The sequence below is a fragment of the Mesorhizobium sp. RCC_202 genome (assembly GCF_041355295.1).
In the GTDB taxonomy this organism is placed as follows: Bacteria; Pseudomonadota; Alphaproteobacteria; order Rhizobiales; family Rhizobiaceae; genus Mesorhizobium.
On sequence record NZ_JBFUPO010000007.1, the window covers coordinates 330,145 to 352,908 of the forward strand.

16 protein-coding genes are annotated in these 22,764 nt (G+C 64.5%); 7 read left to right on the forward strand and 9 right to left on the reverse strand.

The genetic code is table 11. From position 1 onward, the window contains the following. Positions 1–10: 10 nt before the first annotated feature. Positions 11–298 carry a hypothetical protein gene (locus AB6802_RS18735; RefSeq protein ID WP_371011644.1) on the reverse strand — a complete coding sequence of 96 codons (288 nt, stop codon included), beginning with the start codon at positions 296–298 and terminating at the stop codon, positions 11–13. Positions 299–494: 196 nt separating this feature from the next. On the opposite strand from AB6802_RS18735, the gene typA reads away from it, so the two are divergent. Next, on the forward strand, positions 495–2,324 hold the full coding sequence (typA, locus tag AB6802_RS18740; RefSeq protein ID WP_371011645.1) for a translational GTPase TypA: 1,830 nt from the start codon (positions 495–497) through the stop codon (positions 2,322–2,324). 50 nt (positions 2,325–2,374) lie between these two features. On the opposite strand, the gene AB6802_RS18745 is transcribed toward typA, so the two are convergent. Continuing rightward, on the reverse strand, positions 2,375–3,004 hold the full coding sequence (locus AB6802_RS18745) for a DUF1062 domain-containing protein (protein WP_371011646.1): 630 nt from the start codon (positions 3,002–3,004) through the stop codon (positions 2,375–2,377). A gap of 635 nt (positions 3,005–3,639) precedes the next feature. On the opposite strand from AB6802_RS18745, the gene AB6802_RS18750 reads away from it, so the two are divergent. After that, positions 3,640–4,251 (forward strand): LysE family translocator, encoded by a 612-nt coding sequence (locus tag AB6802_RS18750; RefSeq protein WP_371011647.1) that lies wholly within the window; start codon positions 3,640–3,642, stop codon positions 4,249–4,251. Between the two features lie 60 nt (positions 4,252–4,311). Here AB6802_RS18750 and AB6802_RS18755 read toward each other — a convergent pair whose 3' ends face one another. Together AB6802_RS18755 and AB6802_RS18760 are read right to left on the reverse strand one after the other, a co-directional pair. After that, positions 4,312–6,132, reverse strand: a complete 1,821-nt coding sequence (locus AB6802_RS18755) for an aromatic amino acid ammonia-lyase (protein ID WP_371011648.1) — start codon at positions 6,130–6,132, stop codon at positions 4,312–4,314. A gap of 134 nt (positions 6,133–6,266) precedes the next feature. Further along, positions 6,267–6,830 (reverse strand): peroxidase-related enzyme, encoded by a 564-nt coding sequence (locus tag AB6802_RS18760; RefSeq protein ID WP_371011649.1) that lies wholly within the window; start codon positions 6,828–6,830, stop codon positions 6,267–6,269. A gap of 128 nt (positions 6,831–6,958) precedes the next feature. Here AB6802_RS18760 and AB6802_RS18765 point away from each other — a divergent pair, with 128 nt between their 5' ends. From AB6802_RS18765 to AB6802_RS18775, 3 genes are all read left to right on the forward strand, one after another. Next, positions 6,959–11,734 (forward strand): NAD-glutamate dehydrogenase, encoded by a 4,776-nt coding sequence (locus tag AB6802_RS18765; RefSeq protein ID WP_371011650.1) that lies wholly within the window; start codon positions 6,959–6,961, stop codon positions 11,732–11,734. Between the two features lie 64 nt (positions 11,735–11,798). Then, positions 11,799–12,632: a class I SAM-dependent methyltransferase gene (locus AB6802_RS18770; protein WP_371011651.1), complete on the forward strand. Its 834-nt coding sequence runs from the start codon at positions 11,799–11,801 to the stop codon at positions 12,630–12,632. A 52-nt stretch (positions 12,633–12,684) separates the two neighbouring features. Next, complete coding sequence (locus AB6802_RS18775; protein WP_371011652.1) at positions 12,685–14,064, forward strand: MFS transporter; 1,380 nt, start codon at positions 12,685–12,687, stop codon at positions 14,062–14,064. Positions 14,065–14,105: 41 nt separating this feature from the next. On the opposite strand, the gene purH is transcribed toward AB6802_RS18775, so the two are convergent. The 3 genes from purH to AB6802_RS18790 form a co-directional block, all read right to left on the reverse strand. Beyond that, positions 14,106–15,722: a bifunctional phosphoribosylaminoimidazolecarboxamide formyltransferase/IMP cyclohydrolase gene (gene purH / locus AB6802_RS18780; protein ID WP_371011653.1), complete on the reverse strand. Its 1,617-nt coding sequence runs from the start codon at positions 15,720–15,722 to the stop codon at positions 14,106–14,108. 94 nt (positions 15,723–15,816) lie between these two features. Further along, positions 15,817–17,541 carry a heparinase II/III family protein gene (locus tag AB6802_RS18785; RefSeq protein ID WP_371011654.1) on the reverse strand — a complete coding sequence of 575 codons (1,725 nt, stop codon included), beginning with the start codon at positions 17,539–17,541 and terminating at the stop codon, positions 15,817–15,819. A 173-nt stretch (positions 17,542–17,714) separates the two neighbouring features. Then, a complete protein-coding gene (locus AB6802_RS18790; RefSeq protein WP_371011675.1) occupies positions 17,715–18,539 on the reverse strand; it encodes a helix-turn-helix domain-containing protein in 825 nt (274 codons plus the stop codon). Positions 18,540–18,632: 93 nt separating this feature from the next. Between AB6802_RS18790 and AB6802_RS18795 the strand changes: the two genes are divergently transcribed. Then, positions 18,633–19,556 (forward strand): phytanoyl-CoA dioxygenase family protein, encoded by a 924-nt coding sequence (locus AB6802_RS18795; protein WP_371011655.1) that lies wholly within the window; start codon positions 18,633–18,635, stop codon positions 19,554–19,556. 155 nt (positions 19,557–19,711) lie between these two features. On the opposite strand, the gene AB6802_RS18800 is transcribed toward AB6802_RS18795, so the two are convergent. Further along, positions 19,712–21,142 carry an RsmB/NOP family class I SAM-dependent RNA methyltransferase gene (locus AB6802_RS18800; protein WP_371011656.1) on the reverse strand — a complete coding sequence of 477 codons (1,431 nt, stop codon included), beginning with the start codon at positions 21,140–21,142 and terminating at the stop codon, positions 19,712–19,714. Further along, complete coding sequence (gene htpX / locus AB6802_RS18805; RefSeq protein WP_371011657.1) at positions 21,085–22,122, reverse strand: zinc metalloprotease HtpX; 1,038 nt, start codon at positions 22,120–22,122, stop codon at positions 21,085–21,087. Before htpX ends, AB6802_RS18800 begins: the two co-directional genes overlap by 58 nt. 106 nt (positions 22,123–22,228) lie before the next feature. On the opposite strand from htpX, the gene AB6802_RS18810 reads away from it, so the two are divergent. Then, positions 22,229–22,450 (forward strand): DUF1674 domain-containing protein, encoded by a 222-nt coding sequence (locus tag AB6802_RS18810; RefSeq protein WP_371011658.1) that lies wholly within the window; start codon positions 22,229–22,231, stop codon positions 22,448–22,450. Positions 22,451–22,764: the final 314 nt, after the last annotated feature.

The following is a 22,764-nucleotide window of genomic DNA, read 5'->3' on the forward strand; positions in this document are numbered from 1 at the left end:
GGCTGCGTCGTCAGTCGGGATAGCAGACCCGCGGGACGTTCGGCCACACCGCCGTATCGCAGTTGGCGTCCTTCTGGCGCTGCTTGAAAGCGGCGCTGACCGGGCCGGTGACGACCGGGTCGACGCCGTCAGGGGCGTCGGCGAACATCTGCTCGGCGGTTTGGGCGTCGTCGGGGCGCGCCGGATTGGCGTCCCGCAGGGCGGCGGCGGACTGCGCGGCGCCCGCCGCAACCAGCACGGCAAGCGAGGTCCAGACCAAAACCGGACGCAATCTGGCGATATGATCGGTCATGAACATCGAACTGCCCGGCCCCTCAAAGGTTCCGCCTTGGTTAACAGAATCATTTCACACCAAGACGTTTAAGAATCAGTGACCATTTATTTGGGGAAGGGCCTCCCCTTTCGCAATTGCGAAAAACCTTGTATGAGCCGCGCAACCGAAAAAGGCGGCGCTTTTGGGCCTGCTGCCTGCAACGTTCCCGAGACCAGATAAAATGAACCTTCGTAATATCGCGATCATCGCGCACGTCGACCATGGAAAAACCACCCTCGTCGACCAGCTCCTGAAACAATCCGGATCCTTCCGCGACAACCAGCGCGTGGCCGAACGCGCCATGGATTCCAACGACCTGGAAAAGGAACGCGGCATCACCATCCTGGCCAAGGCGACCTCGGTCGACTGGCACGGCACCCGCATCAACATCGTCGACACGCCCGGACACGCCGATTTCGGCGGCGAGGTCGAGCGCATCCTGTCGATGGTTGATTCGGCCATCGTTCTGGTCGATGCCGCCGAAGGGCCGATGCCGCAGACCAAGTTCGTCGTCGGCAAGGCGCTCAAGGTCGGCCTGAAGCCGATTGTCGTCATCAACAAGATCGACCGTCCCGACGCCCGCCACATCGAGGTGGTGAACGAGGTGTTCGACCTGTTCGCCGCGCTCGATGCCACCGACGAGCAGCTCGACTTCCCGATCCTCTACGGCTCCGGCCGCGACGGCTGGGTGTCGGAAAACCCGGAAGGCCCGAAGGACCAGCAATTGGCGCCGCTGTTCGACCTCGTCGTCAAGCATGTGCCGGCGCCGACGGTCCATTCCGGCCCGTTCCGCATGATCGGCACCATCCTGGAAGCCAATCCGTTCCTTGGCCGCATCATCACCGGCCGCATCGAATCCGGCACGCTGAAGGCCAACCAGGCGGTCAAGGTGCTGCACCATGACGGCACCCAGATCGAAACCGGCCGCATCTCGAAAATCCTTGCCTTCCGTGGCCTCGAGCGCCAGCCGATCGAGGAAGCCCAGGCGGGCGACATCGTGGCGATCGCCGGCCTGTCCAAGGGCACCGTTGCCGACACCTTCTGCGATCTGGCGGTGACCGAGGCGCTGCATGCGCAGCCGATCGATCCGCCAACGGTGACGATGTCCTTCCTCGTCAACGACAGCCCGCTTGCCGGCACCGAGGGCGACAAGGTGACCAGCCGCGTCATCCGCGACCGGCTGCTGCGCGAGGCCGAAGGCAATGTGGCGCTGAAGATCGAGGAATCGCCGGATAAGGATTCCTTTTTCGTCTCGGGCCGTGGCGAATTGCAGCTTGCGGTGCTGATCGAGACGATGCGCCGCGAAGGTTTCGAGCTTGCCGTGTCGCGTCCGCGCGTCGTCATGCAGAAGGGCGAAAACGGCGACCTGCTGGAGCCGGTAGAGGAAGTCGTCATCGACGTCGACGAGGAGCATGCCGGCGTCGTCGTGCAGAAAATGTCGGAGCGCAAGGCCGAGATGGTGGAACTGCGCCCTTCCGGCGGCAACCGCCAGCGGCTGGTCTTCCACGCACCGACGCGCGGTCTGATCGGCTACCAGTCGGAGCTGTTGACCGACACGCGCGGCACCGCGGTGATGAACCGGCTGTTCTTCGCCTATGAGCCCTACAAGGGCGAACTGCCTGGCCGCACCAACGGCGTTTTGATCTCCAACGAGCAGGGCGAATCGGTCGCTTACGCGATGTGGAACCTGGAAGACCGCGGCCCGATGATCATCGATCCGGGCGTCAAGGTTTATCAGGGCATGATCATCGGCATCCATAGCCGTGACAACGATCTCGAAGTGAACGTGCTCAAGGGCAAGAAGCTCACCAACATCCGCGCCGCCGGCAAGGACGAGGCGGTGAAGCTGACGCCGCCGATCCGCATGACGCTGGAGCGGGCGCTGGCCTGGATCCAGGACGACGAGCTGGTCGAGGTGACGCCGAAGACCATCCGCCTGCGCAAGCTCTATCTCGATCCGAACGAGCGCAAGCGTTTCGAGAAGGCCTCCAAGGTGATGGGCGCGGCGTAAATCGTCCCAGGCTAGGTTCAAAGAGGGAGCGGATGCTCCCTCTTTTTGTTTCAGCCGTGCGCGGCCGACAGCACGGCGCTGCGATCCGCTTCCTCGGCCAGATCGATGCGCACCGTCAGGCCGTCGCGGACCGGCTTGCGCAGGGCCCTGGTGCCATCCCGTTCGATGCTCAAGCGCTTTCGCTCCTCCCAGCCTTGCAGCTTCGACCGCGAGATGCCTAGTTCGCCGGCAAGCAGACGATCGAGCCGCAGAGGTGTGGAGTTGTGTAGCCGAAGCTCTAGCCGGATTGCCATAGCGCCCCCCGGTTCACTGCCCAGACGCTCCTTGTGGACCATGACGTCGGGATATTCCTCGATGCGCCCGGCCCGGCTGCGCAGCATGGCTCCGTCGAAAGCGTAACGACACACAAGCGCGGGATCGTTGCTCTCCAGTGCCGTGAGCAGCGCCGGTTCGATATCGCGGCGGTTCCGCCGTTCGAAAATGGCGAAATTCCAGGAGTTATCGCAGACCGCGCAGCGATAGATCAGCCATACGTCGATGCGTTTGCCGTTGGCGTTAACGCGGAATTTTTCGCTGCATCGGTACGGTCTGACGCCGCCGCAGCGGTTGCAGTTGATGAGCGGTCGCGGCGCGATTGCGGGCACGATCGTCCAGCGGACGCGCAAGGTGGAAGAAGACATGCCGGTTGGCCCTTCCCGTCGGGAAGTCCGTCAAGCCGGCAAAGTCCGAGATGCCCTTTCGGGGCACGGTGTGGCGAAGACTGCGTTGGTGGGTATTCAGGCGTCGGCGCGGATTGCGGACGACAGCGGGCTCAGCAATGCCAAACCGGTCTCGTACCGCGGCCTGAAGAACGCATGAAAATAGAAGCAGACGCATGAATAGCTGCGCCTGCGAGTGCATTCGGGGGAGTTGGCGAGACCGGCGGTTACTGAGGCAAAGTGATGCTCGAAATGGATGTCGGGACGGGGTCTTTTAGCGGCAGGGTGACCAAGGGGCAAGAGTCTCCTAAAAGACTCAGGATAACGCCAATTCTCGGGCGCTGGCGCCGCCCCTCATCCGCCCTCCGGGCACCTTCTCCCCGTGAACGGGGAGAAGGGAACTTGGCGCTTCTGCCGCAAACGTCGGTGATTGGCGAAGTCATCGGCGACATAGCCCTTCGCCCAGTTTACGGGGAGAAGATGGCGGCAGCCAGATGAGGGGCGGCGCCGGCGCTGGCAGTTATTGTCGTCATCCTCGATGCGTGCATTTCGTCGGGCGTGCCAAATCTGCTCCGATCCGGTATCGTCCCCTCCCATGTCATAGGAAGGCACCCGCCATGCACCTCACCTCGCTGCTCATCTTCGCCGCCGCGCTGTTCGTCGCAGCCGGCTCGCCTGGACCGTCGATCGCGGCGCTGGTCGCCCGCGTCATCTCGAAGGGTTTTCGCGATGTCTTCCCGTTCCTGCTCGCGATGTGGATCGGCGAGGGCATCTGGCTTTCGCTTGCGGTGTTTGGCCTGGCGGTGGTGGCGCAGACTTTCCATTACGCCTTCGTCGTCGTGAAATGGGTCGGCGTCGCCTATCTCGCCTGGCTGGCGTTCAAGATGTGGACGGCGCCGGTCGATGCCAGGGAAGGCGAAATGCCGCGCGAGGATTCGCCCGTCAAACTGTTCTTTGCCGGCATGGCGGTGACGTTGGGCAATCCGAAGATCATGATGTTTTATCTGGCGCTGCTGCCGACCATCATCGACCTCGCTTCGGTAAGCGTGGTCGGCTGGGTCGAGCTGACGGTCACCATGGCGGTCGTGCTGGTCGTCATCGACCTCACCTGGGTACTGGCCGCCTCGCAGGCGCGCAAGCTCCTGAAGAGCAAGCGCGCCATGAAGATCGCCAACCGCGTCAGCGCTACCACGATGGCCGGTGCGGCCGCAGCTATCGCGGCGCGCTGAAGCCTTCTTGCTTGGCGCAATTCCGGACGGAAAACCGCTTCACACTTTTCCTGGAATTGCTCATTTCGGCAGCACGCCGGCCGTCGGAGCTGCCGCACTCTTCGGCGGTTGCGGACCGCCGGAGTAGAACTTTGCGGCCGGATTTTCCTGCATGAAGTCATAGGCGACCATGCCGAGCGGCTGCTTCTGCCGTTCCGACGCCGCCTGGTGCCAGGGGATGATCTGACGCAATGCCGCAAGCGCCGCGGTCGGCGCGTCGCCGAACTTGCGCTCCGGGTTCTGCGCCTTGCGGATCTCCATCCAGTAGCTTGCCGTCAACAGGTCCTGGGCAACGAGGTGGAAGGAGACGTCCACGGCTTCACGGGCGCGCTGGGTCTTGATGCGGGTCTGCGCCTCGAGGTCCTCGACGGTGGCGACGATCGCCTGGCCGTTCGGCGTCACCGGCGCGCCGAGGCCGGCCAGTTCCTGCCACAGATCGGTCGGCAGATAGCCGTCGAAGCTCGGTATATCCTTGCGTTCGTCGGGTTTCAGCACATCGGCCGGCTTGACCACGGTGAAGAAGGGGTTGCGGAAGCGCTCGATGCGCTGCGCGACCGCGACGCCGAGATTGGTCAGGGCGTTGGTGAACGCCTCGACCTGGTTGGCCATCGGGTAAGGATCCCAATTGGCGTTGGAGAAGATGTAGCCCGACTTGCCGTTACTCAGCTTGCCGCCCTTGATGTAGTATTTCATGAATTGCGGTGTGCTGAGCTCCGGCGAGCTTTGCGGCGTCAGTCCAGGCAGGACAGCCGGATTGTGATCCGAGGCGTTGATCGACAGCAGCACGGAATCGCGCAGATCCGCCCAGGCTTGCCAGGCCGAACCCTGGCGCTGGCTGGAGGCGCGCATGCTTTCCGGGTCCTGGATGATGCGGGCCGGATCCTCGTCGAACAGATAGCTGCCCTTGATCATGTCCATGATCCGGGCGGCGTCCCAGGTCAGCCAGGGATAGGGCCGCATCGATTGTACCGGAGCCGAAATCGGCGTCACGCTGGAGTTCATGCCGTTGAGGCCCATGGCGTAGCTGAGGTCGGTCCACTCCAACAGGTTTCGTGCATCCTCCACCAACAGCACTGCCTGCGCCTGCGCATAGGCGTTGGTGCTGATCAGCGCCGCCTGGTCTGCGGCGAAGGGTTCGAGCGGCTTCAGGCCGGCTTGCGAAAGGGCCTGGGAGGCGGGCATGCGAACGCCGTTGAGATAGGCGTCGCCCTCGCCGACCATGGTGGCGCCGATGTTGCCGAGCGTCGCCAGGTCGCCTTCGCCGAGCGTGCCGCGCGACTGCACGACCGGCGTCACGCGCTTGTTCAGCATGTCGACAAGCATGTGCGTCAGCTGCGGGCTTGCCGCCTCGTAGGACATGGTGTTGGCGCGGATCGCCATGATGGCGCGCACCAGCGCCTCTTCCTGCAGCTCCGGTCCGTAGCCGCGGTTCACGCCGCCCTTGAAGCGGGCAAGTTGCTGGTCCTGGAGAAGTTTCGTGTTTTCGGGCGAGGTCGGATCGCCGGAAAAGATCACCGTCTCGCGCTGGTCGCCGGCGCCGCGGTTGAACCAGTAGATCGTCACCCCTTCGGCGGCGCCTTCCAGCAGGAGCCCGTAAGCGTCGGCCGAACGCTGCAGCGCCTCCGGGCTGAGCTCGACCTTGGCGCCATGACGCGCGATGTCGATTACCTGATCGATGGTCAGGTCATGCCCCGTCAGCGTGATCGTCTTGCCGGCCGCCGTCTCGAAAATGGGTTGGTAGACCGTTGAGGCCTCAAAGGCCCATGCCGGTGGCGTCGCGAGACCCGCTAAGACAGTGAGGGCGCAGAGGAGAAGTTTTGGATTGGTAATTCGGTCCAGCATGGCGGCTCCCATTCGAGCGAGGGTTCAGGAACGAGTTCACCCATTGGAAATTTTATTTCCTGGAAAGACTAGCCGCTCGAAAGAGCCTGTCAACGCAGGATGGTCTTAGGACCGACGGAGAGGGCGGCGTGGCCCTATCGGGCCATCGCGTGGTACTCGACGTTCGGCCGCATGTCGATCGCGGCAGCCACCCGGTTCGACATGTTGAAGAAGGCTGCGGTCGAGGCGATGTCCCAGATGTCGCGATCGGTAAAGCCAACCTGGCGCAGCGCGGCCCGGTCGGCCTCGACGATCCGGGCCGGCTCTTCGGTCAGCTTGACGGCGAATTCCAGCATCGCCGTCTGCTTCGGTGAAAGATCGGCGGCGCGGAAATTCATCACCATCATCTCGCCAAGCGCCGGCGCGCCGGACAATTGGCGCACGGCCGCGCCATGCGCGGTCAGGCAGTAATAGCAATGATTGATCGAGGAGACGACGACGGCGATCATCTCGCGCTCCAGCTTCGACAGGCCGGAATCGCCCAGCATCAAATCGTTGTACATGTCGGTGAAGGCGCGCAGCTTCTTCTCGTCGAAGGCGTAGGCCAGAAGCACGTTGGGCACGAGGCCGAGCTTCTCCTGGCATTTGGCGAAATAGGCCTTGGTTGCCTCGCTGAGTTCCGCCTGGACCAGGTCAAGCGCGGTTACTTTGCCGGTCATATCGTCTCTCCTTGTCGGATGGTGGCGTCGGTTCGAATTTTTTAAAGCGTCGTCAAACCTTTGTCGCCAAACAGCGCTCATCTGGCTACCATAGTGACAAAAGCATGCCACGGGAGGGAATAAGCGTCATGGCCAGCGTGAAATCCAAGCCGAAGAGGAAAGCCGTCGCCGCTGCCAAGGCGCAGGAGAGACCCGCAAGGCTTGCCGACTATCTGCTCGCCCGCGCGCCGGCGGAAGACGTTGCCGCCTATGATGTGGCCGACCTCGAGCGCGCCGCCGAGCTCGCCGGCCTCGCGGTCGCCCGCCACAAGAAGGGCGAAAGCGTCGTCGCCGTCGAAGCCGATCCGGGCGTCGCCTGCGACGGCCGGCCGGTATCGGTCATTACCGTCGTCAACGACAACATGCCGTTCCTGTTCGATTCGATCCTCGGCGAAATCACCGAGGCGTCCGGCGAGCCGACGCTGGTCACCCATCCGATCGTCACTGTCCGCCATGGCAAGGCTGGCGTCGAGGTGCTTAGCGACAGCGGCAAGGAAGACGACGACCATGACCGGCTGAGCGTCGTCCATGTCCACATTCCGCGGTTGAGCGCCGAACAGGCGGCAAATCTCACCGAGCGGCTGCGCAAGATGCTGTCCCAGGTCCGCGCCGCCGTCGTCGACTGGAAGCGCATGCTCGCCCGCCTCGACCAGGCGATCTCGGAATTCCGCTATTCGGCGGTGCCGCTCGACAAGAAGAGCGTCGCCGAGGCGATCGCTTTCCTCGAATGGCTGCGCGACGACAATTTCACCTTCCTCGGCATGCGCGAGTTCAAATATGTCGGCGGCGAGGAAAGCGGCAACCTGGAGCGCGCCGACAAGCCTGGCCTCGGCATTCTGTCCGATCCGGACGTGCTGGTTCTGCGGCGCGGCACTGAGGCGGTGACGACGACGCCGGAAATCCGCGCCTTCCTGCACGGGCCGGAGCCGCTGATCGTCACCAAGGCCAATGCCAAGTCGCTGGTCCACCGCCGCATCTATCTCGATTACATCGGCATCAAGACCTACACCTCGAAAGGCACGCTCGCCGGCGAGCTGCGCATCGTCGGCCTGTTCACCTCGACCGCCTACACGCGCTCGGTAATGAAGATCCCTTATCTGCGCTCGAAGGCCGAGACCGTGATTTCGAAATCCGGCTTCGATCCGCACGATCATTCCGGCAAGGCGCTGATCAACATTCTGGAAGGCTATCCGCGCGACGAGCTGTTCCAGGTTCCCATCCCTATCCTGCGCAAGCACGCCAGCGCCATTCTAGGGCTGATCGAACGGCCGCGCGTCAGGGCACTGGTGCGCGTCGACCAGTTCGACCGCTTCGTCTCGATCCTCGTCTTCGTGCCGCGCGACCGCTATGACAGCGTCGTGCGCGAGAAGGTCGGCACCTATCTCAAAACCGTATTCGAGGGCCGGCTGTCGGCCTATTATCCGGCCTTCCCCGAGGGCGGCCTGGCGCGCGTTCATTTCATCATCGGCCGCTCAGGCGGCAAGACACCGAAGGTCGAGCAGGCAACCATCGAAGCAGCGATCCGCGACATCGTCCGCACCTGGGAGGATGCTCTTTCCGATGCGGCCGAACAGGCAGGCAGCGATCCGGCGCTGAAAGCAATTGCGGCGCGCTTCCCCGAAAGCTATCGCGATTCCTTCTCGGCCGCCGTGGCGCTCACCGACGCCGGACGCATTGCCGGGATCAACGCCGCCAACCCGATCGCCATCGATTATTATCGCCATGCCGACCAGAAGCCGCACCAGGCGGCGCTGAAGATCTACCATTTCGGCAGTCCGGTGGCGCTGTCGCGGCGCGTGCCGGTGCTCGAAAACATCGGTTTCCGCGTCATCAGCGAGCGCACCTTCGAGGTCGGCCTAGACGGCGGCGATACTGTCTTCGTGCACGACATGGAGTTGGAGAACAGCTACGGCAAGCCAATCGATCTCACCGACGGCGGGGCGCTGTTCGAGGATGCGTTCCTGTCGGTGTGGCGCGGCGACGTCGACAATGACGGTTATAACGGCCTTGCCCAGACCGCCGGCCTGTGGTCGGGCGAGGTCACCATCCTGCGCGCCTATGGCCGCTATCTGCAGCAGGCCGGCATTCCGCAGAGCCAGGATTTCATCGCCGCCGCGCTCAACCGTTATCCGGAGATCGCACGCGGCCTGCACGCGCTGTTCGTCGCCCGGCTCGGTCCGACCGCGGAGGGCGACGGCGTGGTCGCCGCCAAACACCTCAAAGCCAAGATCAAGGATGCGCTGGAAGAGGTGCCGAACATCGACGACGACACCATCATCCGCCGCTACCTCAATCTGATCGAAGCCTCGCTGCGCACCAATCATTTCGTAGCCGATACGAAGGATAAGGGCCAGTCGCTGGCGATCAAGCTCGACTCGCAGGCGGTCGAGGGCCTGCCGGCGCCACGGCCGTGGCGCGAGATCTTCGTTTATGGCTCCGAAGTCGAAGGCGTCCATCTGCGCTTCGGTCCGGTGGCGCGCGGCGGTCTTCGCTGGTCGGACCGCGCCCAGGACTACCGCACCGAGGTGCTCGGCCTGGTCAAGGCGCAACAGGTCAAGAACGCCGTCATCGTGCCGGTCGGCGCCAAGGGCGGCTTCTTCCCCAAGCGCCTGCCGGCCGGCGGCAGCCGCGACGCGATCTTCGAAGCCGGTACTTCGGCCTATAAGAATTTCGTCTCCAGCCTGCTGTCGATCACCGACAATATCGGCCTCGACGGCGTCATTCCGCCGGCCGGTATCGTGCGGCGCGACAAGGACGATCCCTATTTCGTCGTCGCCGCCGACAAGGGTACGGCGACCTTCTCCGACACCGCCAATGCCATTTCCGAAAAGCATCACTTCTGGCTGGACGATGCTTTCGCCAGCGGCGGTTCGGCCGGCTACGACCATAAGAAGATGGGCATCACCGCCAAGGGCGCCTGGGAAGCGGTCAAGCGGCATTTCCGCGAAATCAACCGCGACATCCAGACCTCGCCCTTCACTGTCGTCGGCGTCGGCGACATGTCGGGTGACGTCTTCGGCAACGGCATGCTGCTGTCGCCGCAGACCAGGCTGATCGCCGCCTTCGACCATCGCGACATCTTCATCGATCCCGATCCGGACACGGCGGCCTCGATGGCGGAGCGGGTGCGCATGTTCGCGCTGCCGCGCTCGTCCTGGCAGGACTATGACAAGTCGAAGCTGTCGGAAGGTGGCGTCATCGTCTCGCGCAACCAGAAATCGATCACGCTGCCCGCGGCCGCAGCCGCGGCGATCGGGCTCGCCAAGACGACCGCGACGCCGGTCGAGATCATGAACGCCATCCTCAAGGCGCCGGTCGACCTTCTGTGGTTCGGCGGCATCGGCACCTATGTCCGAGGTTCGGGCGAGACCAATCAGGATGTCGGCGACCGCGCCAATGATGCCATCCGCGTCACCGCGCTCGACGTGCGCGCCAAGGTCATCGGCGAGGGCGCCAATCTCGGGGTCACGCAGCGGGCGCGCATCGAGTTCGGCCTGAATGGCGGCCGCTGCAATTCCGACGCCATCGACAATTCGGGCGGCGTCAATTGCTCCGACGTCGAGGTCAACATCAAGATCGCGCTGGCCTCGGCCATGCGCAAGGGTTCGTTGACCAGGCCGACGCGCAACAAGCTGCTGGCCGAAATGACCGACGAGGTCGGCGCGCTTGTGCTGTCCAACAACTACCAGCAGACGCTGGCGCTGTCCTTGGCGCGCAAGCGCGGCCTCGCCGACATTGCGCACCAGGCGCGGTTCATGGCGGCGCTGGAAGCGCGCGGCCTGCTCGACCGCGCGGTCGAGACGCTGCCTTCGCCGGCGGCGCTCAGCGAGCGCGAAGCACGCGGCGAGCCGTTGACCAGGGCAGAGCTCGGCGTGCTTCTTGCCTATGCCAAGATCGTCTTGTTCTCCGACATGGTCGCCAGCGACGTGCCGGACGAGCCGCATTTCGACCGCGATCTGATGGGCTATTTCCCGGAACGCATGGCGAAGAAGTTCGCCGGCGAGATCCGCGACCACAGGCTGCGCCGGGAAATCATCACGCGCGTCACCGCCAACGATCTCGTCAACCGCGGCGGCCCATCCTTCGTCAACCGGCTGCAGGAGGCGACAGGCCGCACCGTGGCCGACGTCGTGCGCACCTTCGCCGTGGTGCGGGACGGCTTCGCGCTGCCTTCGCTCTACAAGGAGATCGATGCACTCGACAATCAGATCGACGGACAGATCCAGATCGACCTGTATCAATCGATTAGCCGGCTTATCTTCGTGACGAGCGGCTGGTATTTGAAAAACGATACGGGCTCGGCGCCGCTGGCGCAGCGCATCGCCGAATTGCAGGAGGCGCGCAAGACGCTGGAGCCGAAACTCGTCTCGCTGCTGCCGGCCTTCTCGCGCGAGCGCATCGAGGAGCGTCGTCACGGGTTGTTCAAGGGCGGCGCGCCGGAGAAACTGGCGGAGAAGCTCGCTCTGACCGAGGTGGCCGAACTGATCCCGGATGTCGCGCTCACCGCGCGCATGGCCAACGCCGACATCGTCACCGCGGCCAAGGCCTTCTTTGCCGTCAGCGATGCCTTCCGCATCCCGCGCGTCGAGGAGGCGGCGCGCTCGATCATGCCGCCGGATTATTACGACCAGCTGGCGCTGTCGCGCGCCACCGACACGATCGGCGCCGCGCGGCGCGGCATCGCGGTGGCGGCGCTGACCGCTCACGCCAAGGCGGCGGATCCAGTGGCAGCCTGGCTGGAGGCCGGCGGCGAGCGTGTCGCGCGCATCCGCGAGCGGTTGCAGGCGCTGACCGAAGGCGGCGACATCACCGTGTCGCGGCTGTCGGTGGCGTCGGGCCTGATGAGCGACCTGACGGGGATCTAGGGCAATTCCAGGAAAAGTATGAAACGGTTAAGTTCGGCGACTTCGCCGAACCCTCCGTCCGGAATTGCGTAAAAACAAAGAGGTAAAGCTGAGCACGATCGGGGACGATGACGTAGTCCGGGACGAGCCTCTGCACCGTCCCGCTGGTGGGAGCGATGCGCCGGGCGAAGACATCTATGACGCCCAATTCGTCAAGGGCGTCTTCGACCGCTGCTCCAGCCGTTACATCACCTTCAGTTTGATCTGTTCCCTTGGCTTCACCGAGCGCTGGCGCAGGCAATGCGTCGAGCTGATGCCTGCGCCGCAGGCGTCGCAGCCGACCGGCTACGATCTGATGGCGGGGACCGGCGAAGTCTGGCCGCATCTGCTCAAGCGCTTTCCCGATATCGGCGCCATCACGGCGGTGGACATCTCGTCTGGCATGCATCGGCGCGCCATGCAGCGGCTGCATGCGCACCGTGCGCATAAGATCGCCTTCATCGAAGATGACGTGCTGGCCAGCGATCTGCCGGACGCAAGCGCGGATTTCATCATCTCGACCTTCGGCCTGAAGACATTCAATGCCGAGCAGCATCTCAGGCTCGCCAAACTGGTTGCGCGCTGCCTCAAGCCCGGCGGCGTCTTTTGCATGATCGAAGCCTCCGACCCGAAAGGCTGGTGGCTGCGACCGCTCTATCTTTTCCATCTCAAAGTGATGCTGCCGCTCATCGAGAAGATTTTTCTCCAGGGCGCGCGGGATTTCGCGATGATCGGCACGTACTCGACCAATTTTGGCGATGCCTCCTATGTGGCGGAAATGCTTGGGAGCGAAGGCCTCGACGTCGAGTTCAAGCGCTTCTTCTTCGGCTGCGCCACCGCTGTCGCAGGCCGCAAGCCAGGCGCATTTGCGCCGTCATGAAAAACATGCAGACATGCGCCCGACACGGAGCGCGGGTCCCAGGGGAATCAGCATGGCGGCAGTAGAGACAGTGCAGCGGGCTTCGGGGCGCGGCATCTGGGGCTGGATGTTCTTCGACTGGGCGGCGCAGCCCTTCTTCACCGTCGTCACCACTTTCATCTTCGGGCCCTATTTCGTCTCGCGTATGGCGAGCGACCCGACCAGCGGGCAGGCGGCCTGGGGCTACGGCATTGCCGCTGCCGGCCTGGTCATTGCGGTGCTGTCGCCCGTGCTCGGCTCGATCGCCGACCAGACCGGGCCGCGCAAGCCGTGGATCGCCTTCTTCGCGACGATCAAGATCGTCAGCCTCAGCCTGCTGTGGTTCGCGGCGCCCGGTTCCAACCTGTTCCTGGTCGTGCTGTTGTTCTCGCTGGCTTCGGTGGCGGCGGAATTCTCGACCGTGTTCAACGATTCCATGATGCCGCGGCTGGTGCCGAAAGCCGAAATCGGCAGGATCTCCAACATGGCCTGGGGGCTCGGCTATCTCGGCGGGATGATCGCGCTGATCTTCGTTGTGCTGTTCCTCGCCGGCAATCTCGAAACCGGTAAGACGCTCATCGGCCTCGATCCGCTGTTCGGGCTGGATCCGAAGCTCGGCGAGGACGCGCGCTTTACCGGACCGATGTCGGCCGGCTGGTACTTTGTGTTCATCCTGCCGATGTTCTTCTTCACGCCCGACGCCATCAAGGGCATCCCGATCAGGCCGGCGGTGCGCGAGGGCCTGTCCGAACTGAAGTCGACGCTGGTGGAAGTGCGCCAGCGCAGTGGCATCCTGCGCTTCCTGCTCGCCCGCATGATCTATCAGGACGGCGTCAACGCGCTGCTGGCGCTTGGCGGCACGTTCGCGGCCGGCATGTTCCACTGGTCGATCACCGAGATCGGCCTGTTCGGCATCATCCTCAATGTCGTTGCCATCTTCGGCTGCTGGATCGCGGCGCGGCTGGATACCGCGCTCGGCTCGAAGCACGTTGTGATGGTTGCGCTGGTGATGCTGTCGATCGCCACCATCGGTGTCGTCTCGACCGGACCAGGCTTCACGCTGCTCGGCCTGATCCCGCTGTCGACTGGCGATTCCGGCGGCCTGTTCGGCACCGCGGCCGAGAAGGCCTACATCCTCTACGGCCTGCTGATCGGGCTTGCCTTTGGCCCGGTGCAGGCCTCGTCGCGCTCCTACATGGCGCGCAGCGTCACGGCGGCAGAATCCGGCCGCTATTTCGGCATCTATGCGCTGGCTGGCCGAGCAACGAGCTTCCTGGCGCCATTCATGGTGGCGACCATCACCACACTCAGCGGTTCGCCGCGGCTCGGCATGGCGGCGATCATCCTCTTCCTCGGGCTCGGCATGGCGATCCTGGTGGGGACCCCCTATCCGGCGGATCGTCCGAAGGACTAGCGCTTTTCCCTTCGCCCCTTGTGGGAGAAGGGAAAAGCCGCTCAATGCCTGAAGTGCCTGACCCCCGTGAACACCATCGCGATGCCGTGCGCGTCGGCGGCGGCGATCACGTCATCGTCGCGCATCGAACCGCCGGGCTGGATGACCGCCGTCGCGCCGGCTTCGATCGCCGAGAGAAGGCCGTCGGCAAAGGGGAAGAAGGCATCCGAAGCGACGACCGAGCCCTTGGTCAGCGGTTCGGTCAACCCTGCGGCTTCCGCCGCGTCGAGCGCCTTGCGGGCGGCGATGCGCGAGGAATCGACACGGCTCATCTGGCCGGCGCCGATGCCGACGGTGGCGCCGTCCTTGACATAGACGATGGCGTTTGACTTCACGTGCTTGGCGACGCGAAAGGCGAATTTGAGGTCGGCTAGTTCGGCCGGGGTCGGCGCGCGCTTGGTCACCACCTTCAGCTCGAGGTCGTCGACCACGGCGTTGTCGCGGCCTTGCACCAGCAGGCCGCCGGCGACGGACTTCACCGTGGTGCCGGCAGCGCGCGGGTCGGGCAGGCCGCCGGTGACCAGCAGGCGCAGGTTCTTCTTCGCGGCGACGATCCCGGCTGCCTCGTCGGTTGCGTCGGGCGCGATGATGACCTCGGTGAAGGTCTTGACGATCTCCTGAGCCGCTTCGGTGTCGAGCGTGCGGTTCATGGCGACAATGCCGCCGAAGGCCGAGACCGGGTCGCAGGCCAGCGCCTTGGTATAGGCTGCCTTCAGCGTGTCACCTTCGGCGACGCCGCACGGATTGGCGTGCTTGATGATGGCGATCGCCGCCGATCTGGCCGGATCGAATTCGCCGACCAGCTCGAAGGCGGCATCGGTGTCGTTGATGTTGTTGTAGGAGAGCTGCTTGCCCTGCAGCTGCCTTGCGGTCGCGACGCCTGGACGCTTGTCGCCCGACAGATAGAAACCCGCGCTCTGGTGCGGGTTCTCGCCATAGCGCATCACCTGGTCGAGATGGCCGCCGAAGGCGCGCCAGGCCGGATGCTCGATGTCGAGCGCTTCGGCGAACCAGCCGGAGATCGCCGCGTCATAGGTCGCGGTGCGGGCAAAGGCCTTGGCGGCCAGCATCTTGCGGAAATCGAGCGACAGCGAGCCGAGGTTCATCTCCAGCGCGTTTTGCACGGACGCGTAGTCGGCCGGGTCGGTGACGATGGCGACATAGGCGTGGTTCTTGGCCGAGGCGCGGATCATCGCCGGGCCGCCGATATCGATGTTCTCGACGATCGAGGCGTAGCCGGCGCCGGAGCGGCGGACCTCCTCGAAGGGGTAGAGATTGCTAACGACGAGATCGATCGGCTCGATGTGATGATCGCGCATGGCTTTGGCATGGTCCGCATCGTCGCGGATGCCGAGCAGCGCGCCGTGCACCGACGGGTGCAAGGTCTTCACCCGGCCGTCCATGATCTCGGGAAAACCGGTGAGCTCGGAAACGTCGCGCACCGCCATGCCGGCCTCGGCGATCGCCTTGGCCGTGCCGCCGGTCGAGACCAGCTCGACGCCGGCCGCGGCAAGCGCCTTTGCCAGATCGATCAGCCCGGTCTTGTCGAAGACGGAAAGCAGCGCGCGGCGGACCGGAACGAGGTCGGGCGCCGGAATGTTCTTGGTGGGCACGGCCATGGGTGGGCGGCCTTTCGGAGCTGGTGGAAGGGATGTGGCCGGCCGTAGCATATGAGCGCCGGAAATCAAGCTTCGAGCCGGATTTGTTCGGAACTCAGTTGTTTTCCGGATAGCCGGCGATGCCGGTGCGGGTCAGCTGCCAGTGGACCTCGGCAACCTCCGAGGCCTTGAAGGCAAGCACGATCTGCCGGCTGCGGCGCGGGCCGCCGAGGCCGGCGAAGTAGATCGATTCCTCGACCTCGGGCGCCACTTCCGCGCAGGTGAACACCCATGTGTCTCCCTGCGCCGCGGCAAGCGTCAGCCGGTCGTGCTCGTCCTGCATCAAGGTGACGTCGGGATGCACGTGGAAGCGGACGGTGACGAAGTCGCGGCCATTGTTGCGGATCGCGCCGCCGCCCGGCCGCAGGAAACGGTCGCGGCCGGCAAGCACGTTGCCATTGGTGGTCAGCTTCAGCTCGCGCTCATGCAGGAAGCCGAATTGCGCCGCATAGCCGTCGTGGCGGGCGACAAATCCGTGCACGCCCTTCTGGTCGAGGCGCTTGCAAGGCACATGCTGCGGGCCGCCGATCAGCGGCGAGCCAAGCAGGTCGCTGACCCTGAGCGAATGGCTGAAACGCGCCGATGAGGTGTCGTTGATCGTGGCGGTCGAATGCGCGGCGGTGGCGCGGGCCAGCGGCCGGAACTCAGCGGCGCCATAAGTATCGATGCCGGCATTGACGATGAAGTGCTGACGGCCCGACGACAGCTCGAAGGCGAGGCAGCCGGCATGCGCGGCGTTGGAGACGTCGACCGGCGGCGGCAGGCCGGTGTCGGCAATCACCGTCACGCCCCCCATCGACAGGCGCTCATAGCCGGAATGCGGCGCGTGCAGCAGCGGCGCGCCGGCGGTGTCGTCGTGGCGCATGATGGTGGCGATGCGGTCATGGATGGTGGCCCCCATGCCGTTGAAGCGGGCAAGGCTGCCATCCTGGTGGCGGAAGAAGCGCAGCGCCGGCAGCATGCGGTCGATGGCGCCGATCAGGGCCGCCGGCGGCGCCTCGGCCTGGTTGGCATAGGTCTGGCGCAGCGGCAGAAGGTCGGCAAGCAGCTCCAGCACCGCCATCGGCTTGCGTGAGATATGGCCGCCGTCGGGCAGGATCTGATGCTCCAGTTCCTCGGCCAGATTGCGCGTCGCGGCGCGCAACGCCGAAGCCGGCGCCGGCAAGGACAGGGCCGCGAATGCCAGCGCGATGCGGGCGCGCAGCCGGCCCTCGCCATCCGGCATCTCGCGCGCCATCGAGCGGAGATAGCGGATCTGGACGGCAAGCGATTTGAGGAAGGCGCGATAAAAGGGGAATTCGGCGCCCTGCAGCACCACCGAAGAATGCTGCAGCCAGGCGATCACCCGCTTGGCGGTGATGCCCGGCTCCCAGGCGACGCCCGATATCTGGTTGCCATGCATGGCGATCCAGTCGGAAACCAGCGCCCTGGCATTGGCGGCGGCAAGCTCGGTGCCGGAGGCGCGCATATGGCGCAGCCAGCGGAAGCCGTGCAGTGATTTCTGCCAGCCACGGTTGGGCACGTTGAGCTGGAATGGCGACTTGCCACCGGTCTCGACCATATGGCCGGACAGCGGATAGCGGCCATAATAGATCTCCAGCGCGATCTGCGGATCGGCAAGCCTGAGATCCGGCGGCGCGATCAGGACGCGTTCAGGCGTGCGGCCGGAATAGCGCCAGCGATAGACGGGCCCGGCGCGCAAACGCCGGCGCGTCTTGCGCCAGAACTCCTTCGCGACAAGCGTCCATAGACGTGTCGTGCTGCCGGCAGCAAGTGCCAAAAGCCCTCCTGATCGTCCTCTACCCCAGGGACAAGTTTATATGATTCAAGAACTTATGCGAAGGCGGATTTCGCCGAAGTGAAGCGCTTCACGCTGGTCCAGGCCGGCCGTCCCAGAAAAAGTCGTGCCTTTCCGGCATCATACCGTTGGTTGAGCGCCGGTTGCGTCGTCGCTCAGCCTCTCTTGTGGCGGCGCCGGAATTCGCTCGGCGAGCATGTCTCGCGATCCCGAAACAGCCGGGAAAAGTAAAAGGCGTCGTGGATGCCGACCGCCGCCGCCACGGTTTCAACCGGCGAATCAGAGGTCACCAGCAACTGCTTGGCAAGGTCGAGCCGGATGCGCAGCTGGAACGCTTTCGGCGACAGCCCCGTCTGTTGCGCAAACTTGCGACGCAGCGTCGCCGGCGACATCGAAAATTCCGCGGCGAATGCCTGGAGGTCGAGCGGTTCTGCGGCGCGGGCGCGCAACGCGTCGATCGCCCGTTGAAAATCGCGACCCGCTTCGCTGGCGCTCCGACCGGTCGCCTGCCGGGCGGCACGCAAAACCAATGCGTGCAGCGTCGCGGCGGCTTCCGCCTGGCTGAGCGCGCTATCCAGCGACAGTTCCGCATGCAGCCGGTCAAACAGAAGCTGCATGCCGGCAAGGTCCGACAAGGGAACGACCGGGGCTTGCTCGGCGATAAGCCGCATGCGTGTGAAATCGCGTGTCAGGACGCCCGTGAAAAGCGCCCAGCGCTCGCTCCAGCCGGCGTCATCGGGTCCATAGGAATGCGTCTTGCCGGGAAACAGCCAGAACAGGCTGGGGGCGACAATCGCCTGCTTGCCTGCGGCCCTCGTTTCCAGCCAGCCTTGTCCTTCCTCCACCAGCACGGCGGCAAAGTCCGGCAGTTTTCGTTCAACGATGACCCGGCTGACGCGATGCCGGCCGATCCCCGTCACGGACAGCCCGGCCATTGCGGCGGGCGGCGAGCGGTATAGCGCGTAATGTCGGTCCGGCATGAGCGAAAAGTCCAGGCGGTTACTTCTGTCCATGGGCAACTGCCGCGACAATAGACATTTCTTACCGAAATCGAAAACCTTCCGGTGAGTGAAATGTCGATATCGGCCGTAAAATCATCGTCGCAATCCGCCGTCGCGCTGGAAGCCGACGGCAAGATGCTGTCGACGGCGCCGAACCGGCTGGGGCATCTCAGCCCGACCCAGCCCTCTGTCGGCATCGAGGCCATTCGCCATCTCTACGCCACGCAGGGCTATGTCTGGCTGAAGGGCCTGCTGCAGCGCGGCGATGTTGTCGACTTTCGCGGCTGGGTGCTTTCGCATCTTTCCGAGAGCGGGCTGCTGAAGCGGGGGACCGATCCGTCGCTCGGCATTGCCGCCGCCGCATTCGATCGCCAGCTTGCCGATCGCCGGCTGATGTCGCTGGTCCGCTCAACCGCCTATGAGGGTTTTTGCGCGCAACCGCGGATGTCGCGTCTCATGGATGAATTTGCCGGCGGTCTGTCCTACCTGCACAAGCGCAAGATAATGCGCTTTACCCTGCCGGGGACGACTGTGGCGACACCGGCGCATTACGACCTCGTCTATCTGCGCGGCGGCACCAGCCGCGTCGTGACGGCATGGATACCGCTCGGCGATACATCCATCGACATGGGTGGGCTGGTCTATCTGGAAGGCTCGCACGCCGTCGGCGCCGCCATGGAGGCGCAATTCGCCAGGGACAATGCCGGGCTTGCGCCGGAACAGCGCATCAGCGCCTACAATCGCAACATGAGCGAAGGCGGTTGGGTGTCGAAAGACCTGCCGCAAATGGCCGAGCGGTTCGACACACGTTGGCTGATGGCGGATTACGAGGCCGGCGATGTCGTGCTGCACTCGCCCTATATGATCCACGCTTCAACGACCAACCAGAGCCGTGACGGCCTGATCCGGCTGTCGACCGACATACGCTACCAGAATGTCGACGACGAGATCGATGCCCGTTGGGGGCAGCACTGGTCCCTCGACGACATGCTTTAGGATGTATCGATATTCAGGTGAGGCCGGCCTGCGAGTGGCGGCTTCCTGCGCTTCCGGTGCTCACGTACTTTGGTACGCTCCGCTTCGGTTCTCGGAAACCGCCGCTCTCGGCGCGGCCTGACCTGAATCTCGACACATCCTGGCGAAACGCCAGACTATGCCACGCGCCGCATTCGGGCGGCGAAGAAGCCGTCCAGGCCGGAAATTGCCGGCGAGGCCAGCGCCATGTCGGCGGGCGTGGTGCGCAGCGTGCCGCTGGGTGTGAGGAAGGCGTCGAGATCCGCAAATTCCCCAGGCAGGATGGGATCGTCGATCACCCCGGGCGTCTCGGCGAGGAAAGCGCGGTAGAGTTCTTCGCCTTCGATCGGATCGAGCGAGCAGTTGGAAAACACGATGCGGCCGCCGGGCCTGACAAGGCCGACGGCGCGGTCGAGCAGCTTGCGCTGAAGCGCAGCCAGCTTTTCGACATCGGCCATGGTTTTGCTCCACGGCACGTCGGGATGGCGGCGCACCGTGCCTGTGGAAGAACAGGGCGCATCGAGCAGAACGGCATCGAACGGTTCGGTTGGCCGGTAATCCAAGAGGTCGGTCTGCGCCAGTTCGGCGCTCAGGCCCAGGCGCTCGAGATTCTGCGCCAGCCGTGCCAGCCGGTTCTTCGAGGTGTCGACGGCGGTGACCCTGGCGCCGGCCAGGATAAGCTGCGCTGTCTTGCCGCCGGGCGCGGCGCAGAGGTCGGCGACGCGCTGGCCCCTTATATCGCCGAACAGGCGCGCCGGCAGGCTGGCCGCCGCGTCCTGCACCCACCAGGCGCCGTCGGCAAAGCCGGGCAGATCGACGACATTGGCGGCGAGCTTCTCGACCCGCACTGTGCCGGTCGGCAGCACAATGCCGTTTAGACGCTCGGCCCACAGCGCCGGATCGGTCTTGACGGTGAAATCGACCGGCGCCTCATGGCGATGGGCGGCAAGGATGGCGCCGGCCTTTTCGGCGCCGTAGGCCGCGATCAGCCGTTCGGAAAACCAGCGCGGCGCCTCGCTGGTGGCGGCGAGCGCCGGGGCAAGCTCGGCCTCCTTGGCGCGGGCCAGCGAACGCAGCACGCCGTTGACGAGACCGGAAAAGCGCGCGGCGCGCGGATCGGACTTGGCGTGGGTCACGGCAAGGTCGACGGCGGCGCTGTCGGGAACATCGAGGAACAGGATCTGCGCGGCGGCAACATGCAGGATATGCGACAGCGCGGTGGCGTTGGGCGGCAGCGGCTTTTCCAGCCGCCTGGCCAGCAATCCGGCAATGGTCATGCGATGGCGCAAGGCGGTGACGAGAATGGCGCGCACCAGCGCACGGTCGCGGCCGTCAAGAACCTTGTACTGCGGATGGCCGTGCTCGTTGTCGGTCAGCCCGTCGAGCGGGGTGCGGGCATCGACGACGGCGGCGAGCAACCGCGCCGCGGCTTTGCGCGCGACAAGGCCGGCGACGGTCTCCTCATCGGCCTGGTGCTGCGGATTGCCTTGCTGGCCGCGCCTCGGCGGCTTCACGACCACGGCCCCTTGGACCGGATCGTGCGCGGTCCGGTCGGGTTGCGACCCCATGGATTGGGTTTTGGCGGTTCCGGTTCGGCGGGCGTTGACGCTTCCTCAGGCCTGCTGCCCCATGGTCCCGCCGATGACCCTTCGGGCTGGATCGGCGGAGGAGAGGCCTGGCGCCGGCTAGCCTGCGGCGCGCCGCCCATCTCGCGCGCCATCTCCTGCAAGGCGGCGATGCGGTTCTCGGTGCTCGGATGGGTCGAGAACAGATTGTCCATGCGCTCGCCATGCAGCGGATTGATGATGAAGAGATGCGCCATCGCCGGGTTGCGCTCGGCATCCGGATTGGGGATCTGTTCGGCGCCGCGCGCGATCTTGTTCAGCGCCGAGGCCAGCCACAGCGGGTGACCGCAAATCTCGGCGCCGCGGCGGTCAGCCTCGTATTCGCGGGTGCGGCTCACCGCCATCTGCACGACCATGGCGGCAAAGGGCGCCACGATCATCGCCACGAGCACGCCGACAAAACCGAACGGATTGTTGTTGTCGCGATTGCCGCCGAAGAAGAAAGCGAAGTTGCCGAGCATCGAGATGGCTCCGGCAAGCGTCGCGACGATCGTCATGGTCAGCGTGTCGCGATGCTGCACATGGGCAAGCTCGTGCGCCATCACTGCCGCGACCTCTTCATGGCTGAGCCGCTCCAGCAGGCCGGTGGAGGCGGCCACGGCCGCGTTCTCGGGGTTACGTCCGGTGGCGAAGGCGTTGGGCTGCGGGTTGTCGATCAGATAGGTCCTCGGCATCGGAAGGCCGGCCTGCTTGGCCAGCGCCTGTACGATGGCGTAATATTCCGGCGCGTTCTTCTCGTCCACCTCGACGGCGCGGTTCATCGACAGCACCATCTTGTCGGCATTCCAGTAGCTGAACAGGTTCATGCCGGCGGCGAACAACAGTGCGATGATCATGCCGCCCGAGCCGCCGATCATGTAGCCGACGCCCATGAACAGCGCCGTCATCGCGGCTAGAAGCATGGCGGTGCGAAGCGTGTTCATCGTTTCATCCGTATGGCGAGGTGGCGAATAGGGGTCGATCCTCTCGGTTTCATGGCTATATGATGGGAAACAGCCGCTCCCGTTTCAATCGGCAAGGACTTATCGCATGATCGAAGAGCCAGGCAAAACCGAAGCTGCGGACGCGAGCGAAAAGCCGCAAAGGATACTGACGCCCGAAGCGCAGCGGGCGTTGGCAGAGGCTGAAGCCCGTCGTCAAAAGTATCGAGTGGCGGAAGCGCAATTGCCGAAGGAAATCGGCGGTCGCGGCGGCAAGGAACCCGGCCGCTACGGCGACTGGGAGGTGAAGGGGCTCGCCACCGACTTCTGAGAGTGAGCCGAAATTCAGGTGATGCCGGCCTGCAAGTGGCGGCTTCCTGCGCTTCCGGTGCTCACGTACTTTAGTACGCTCCGCTCCGGTTCTCGGAATCCACCACTTTCGACTCGGCCTGACCCGAATTTCAACCCACTCTAGGGCCTGTTGAGAATCAGGATTCCCCTGAGAGCTTTTGAATGATTCAAGCCTCGTTTTGGAGGCATTGATGATTCGGACAGTTCTGAAGGACGAGCAGTGGGAGAAGATGGCGCCGCATTGTCTTGGCAAGACGACGGATGCCGGACGCAGCGGCAAGGACAATCGGCTGT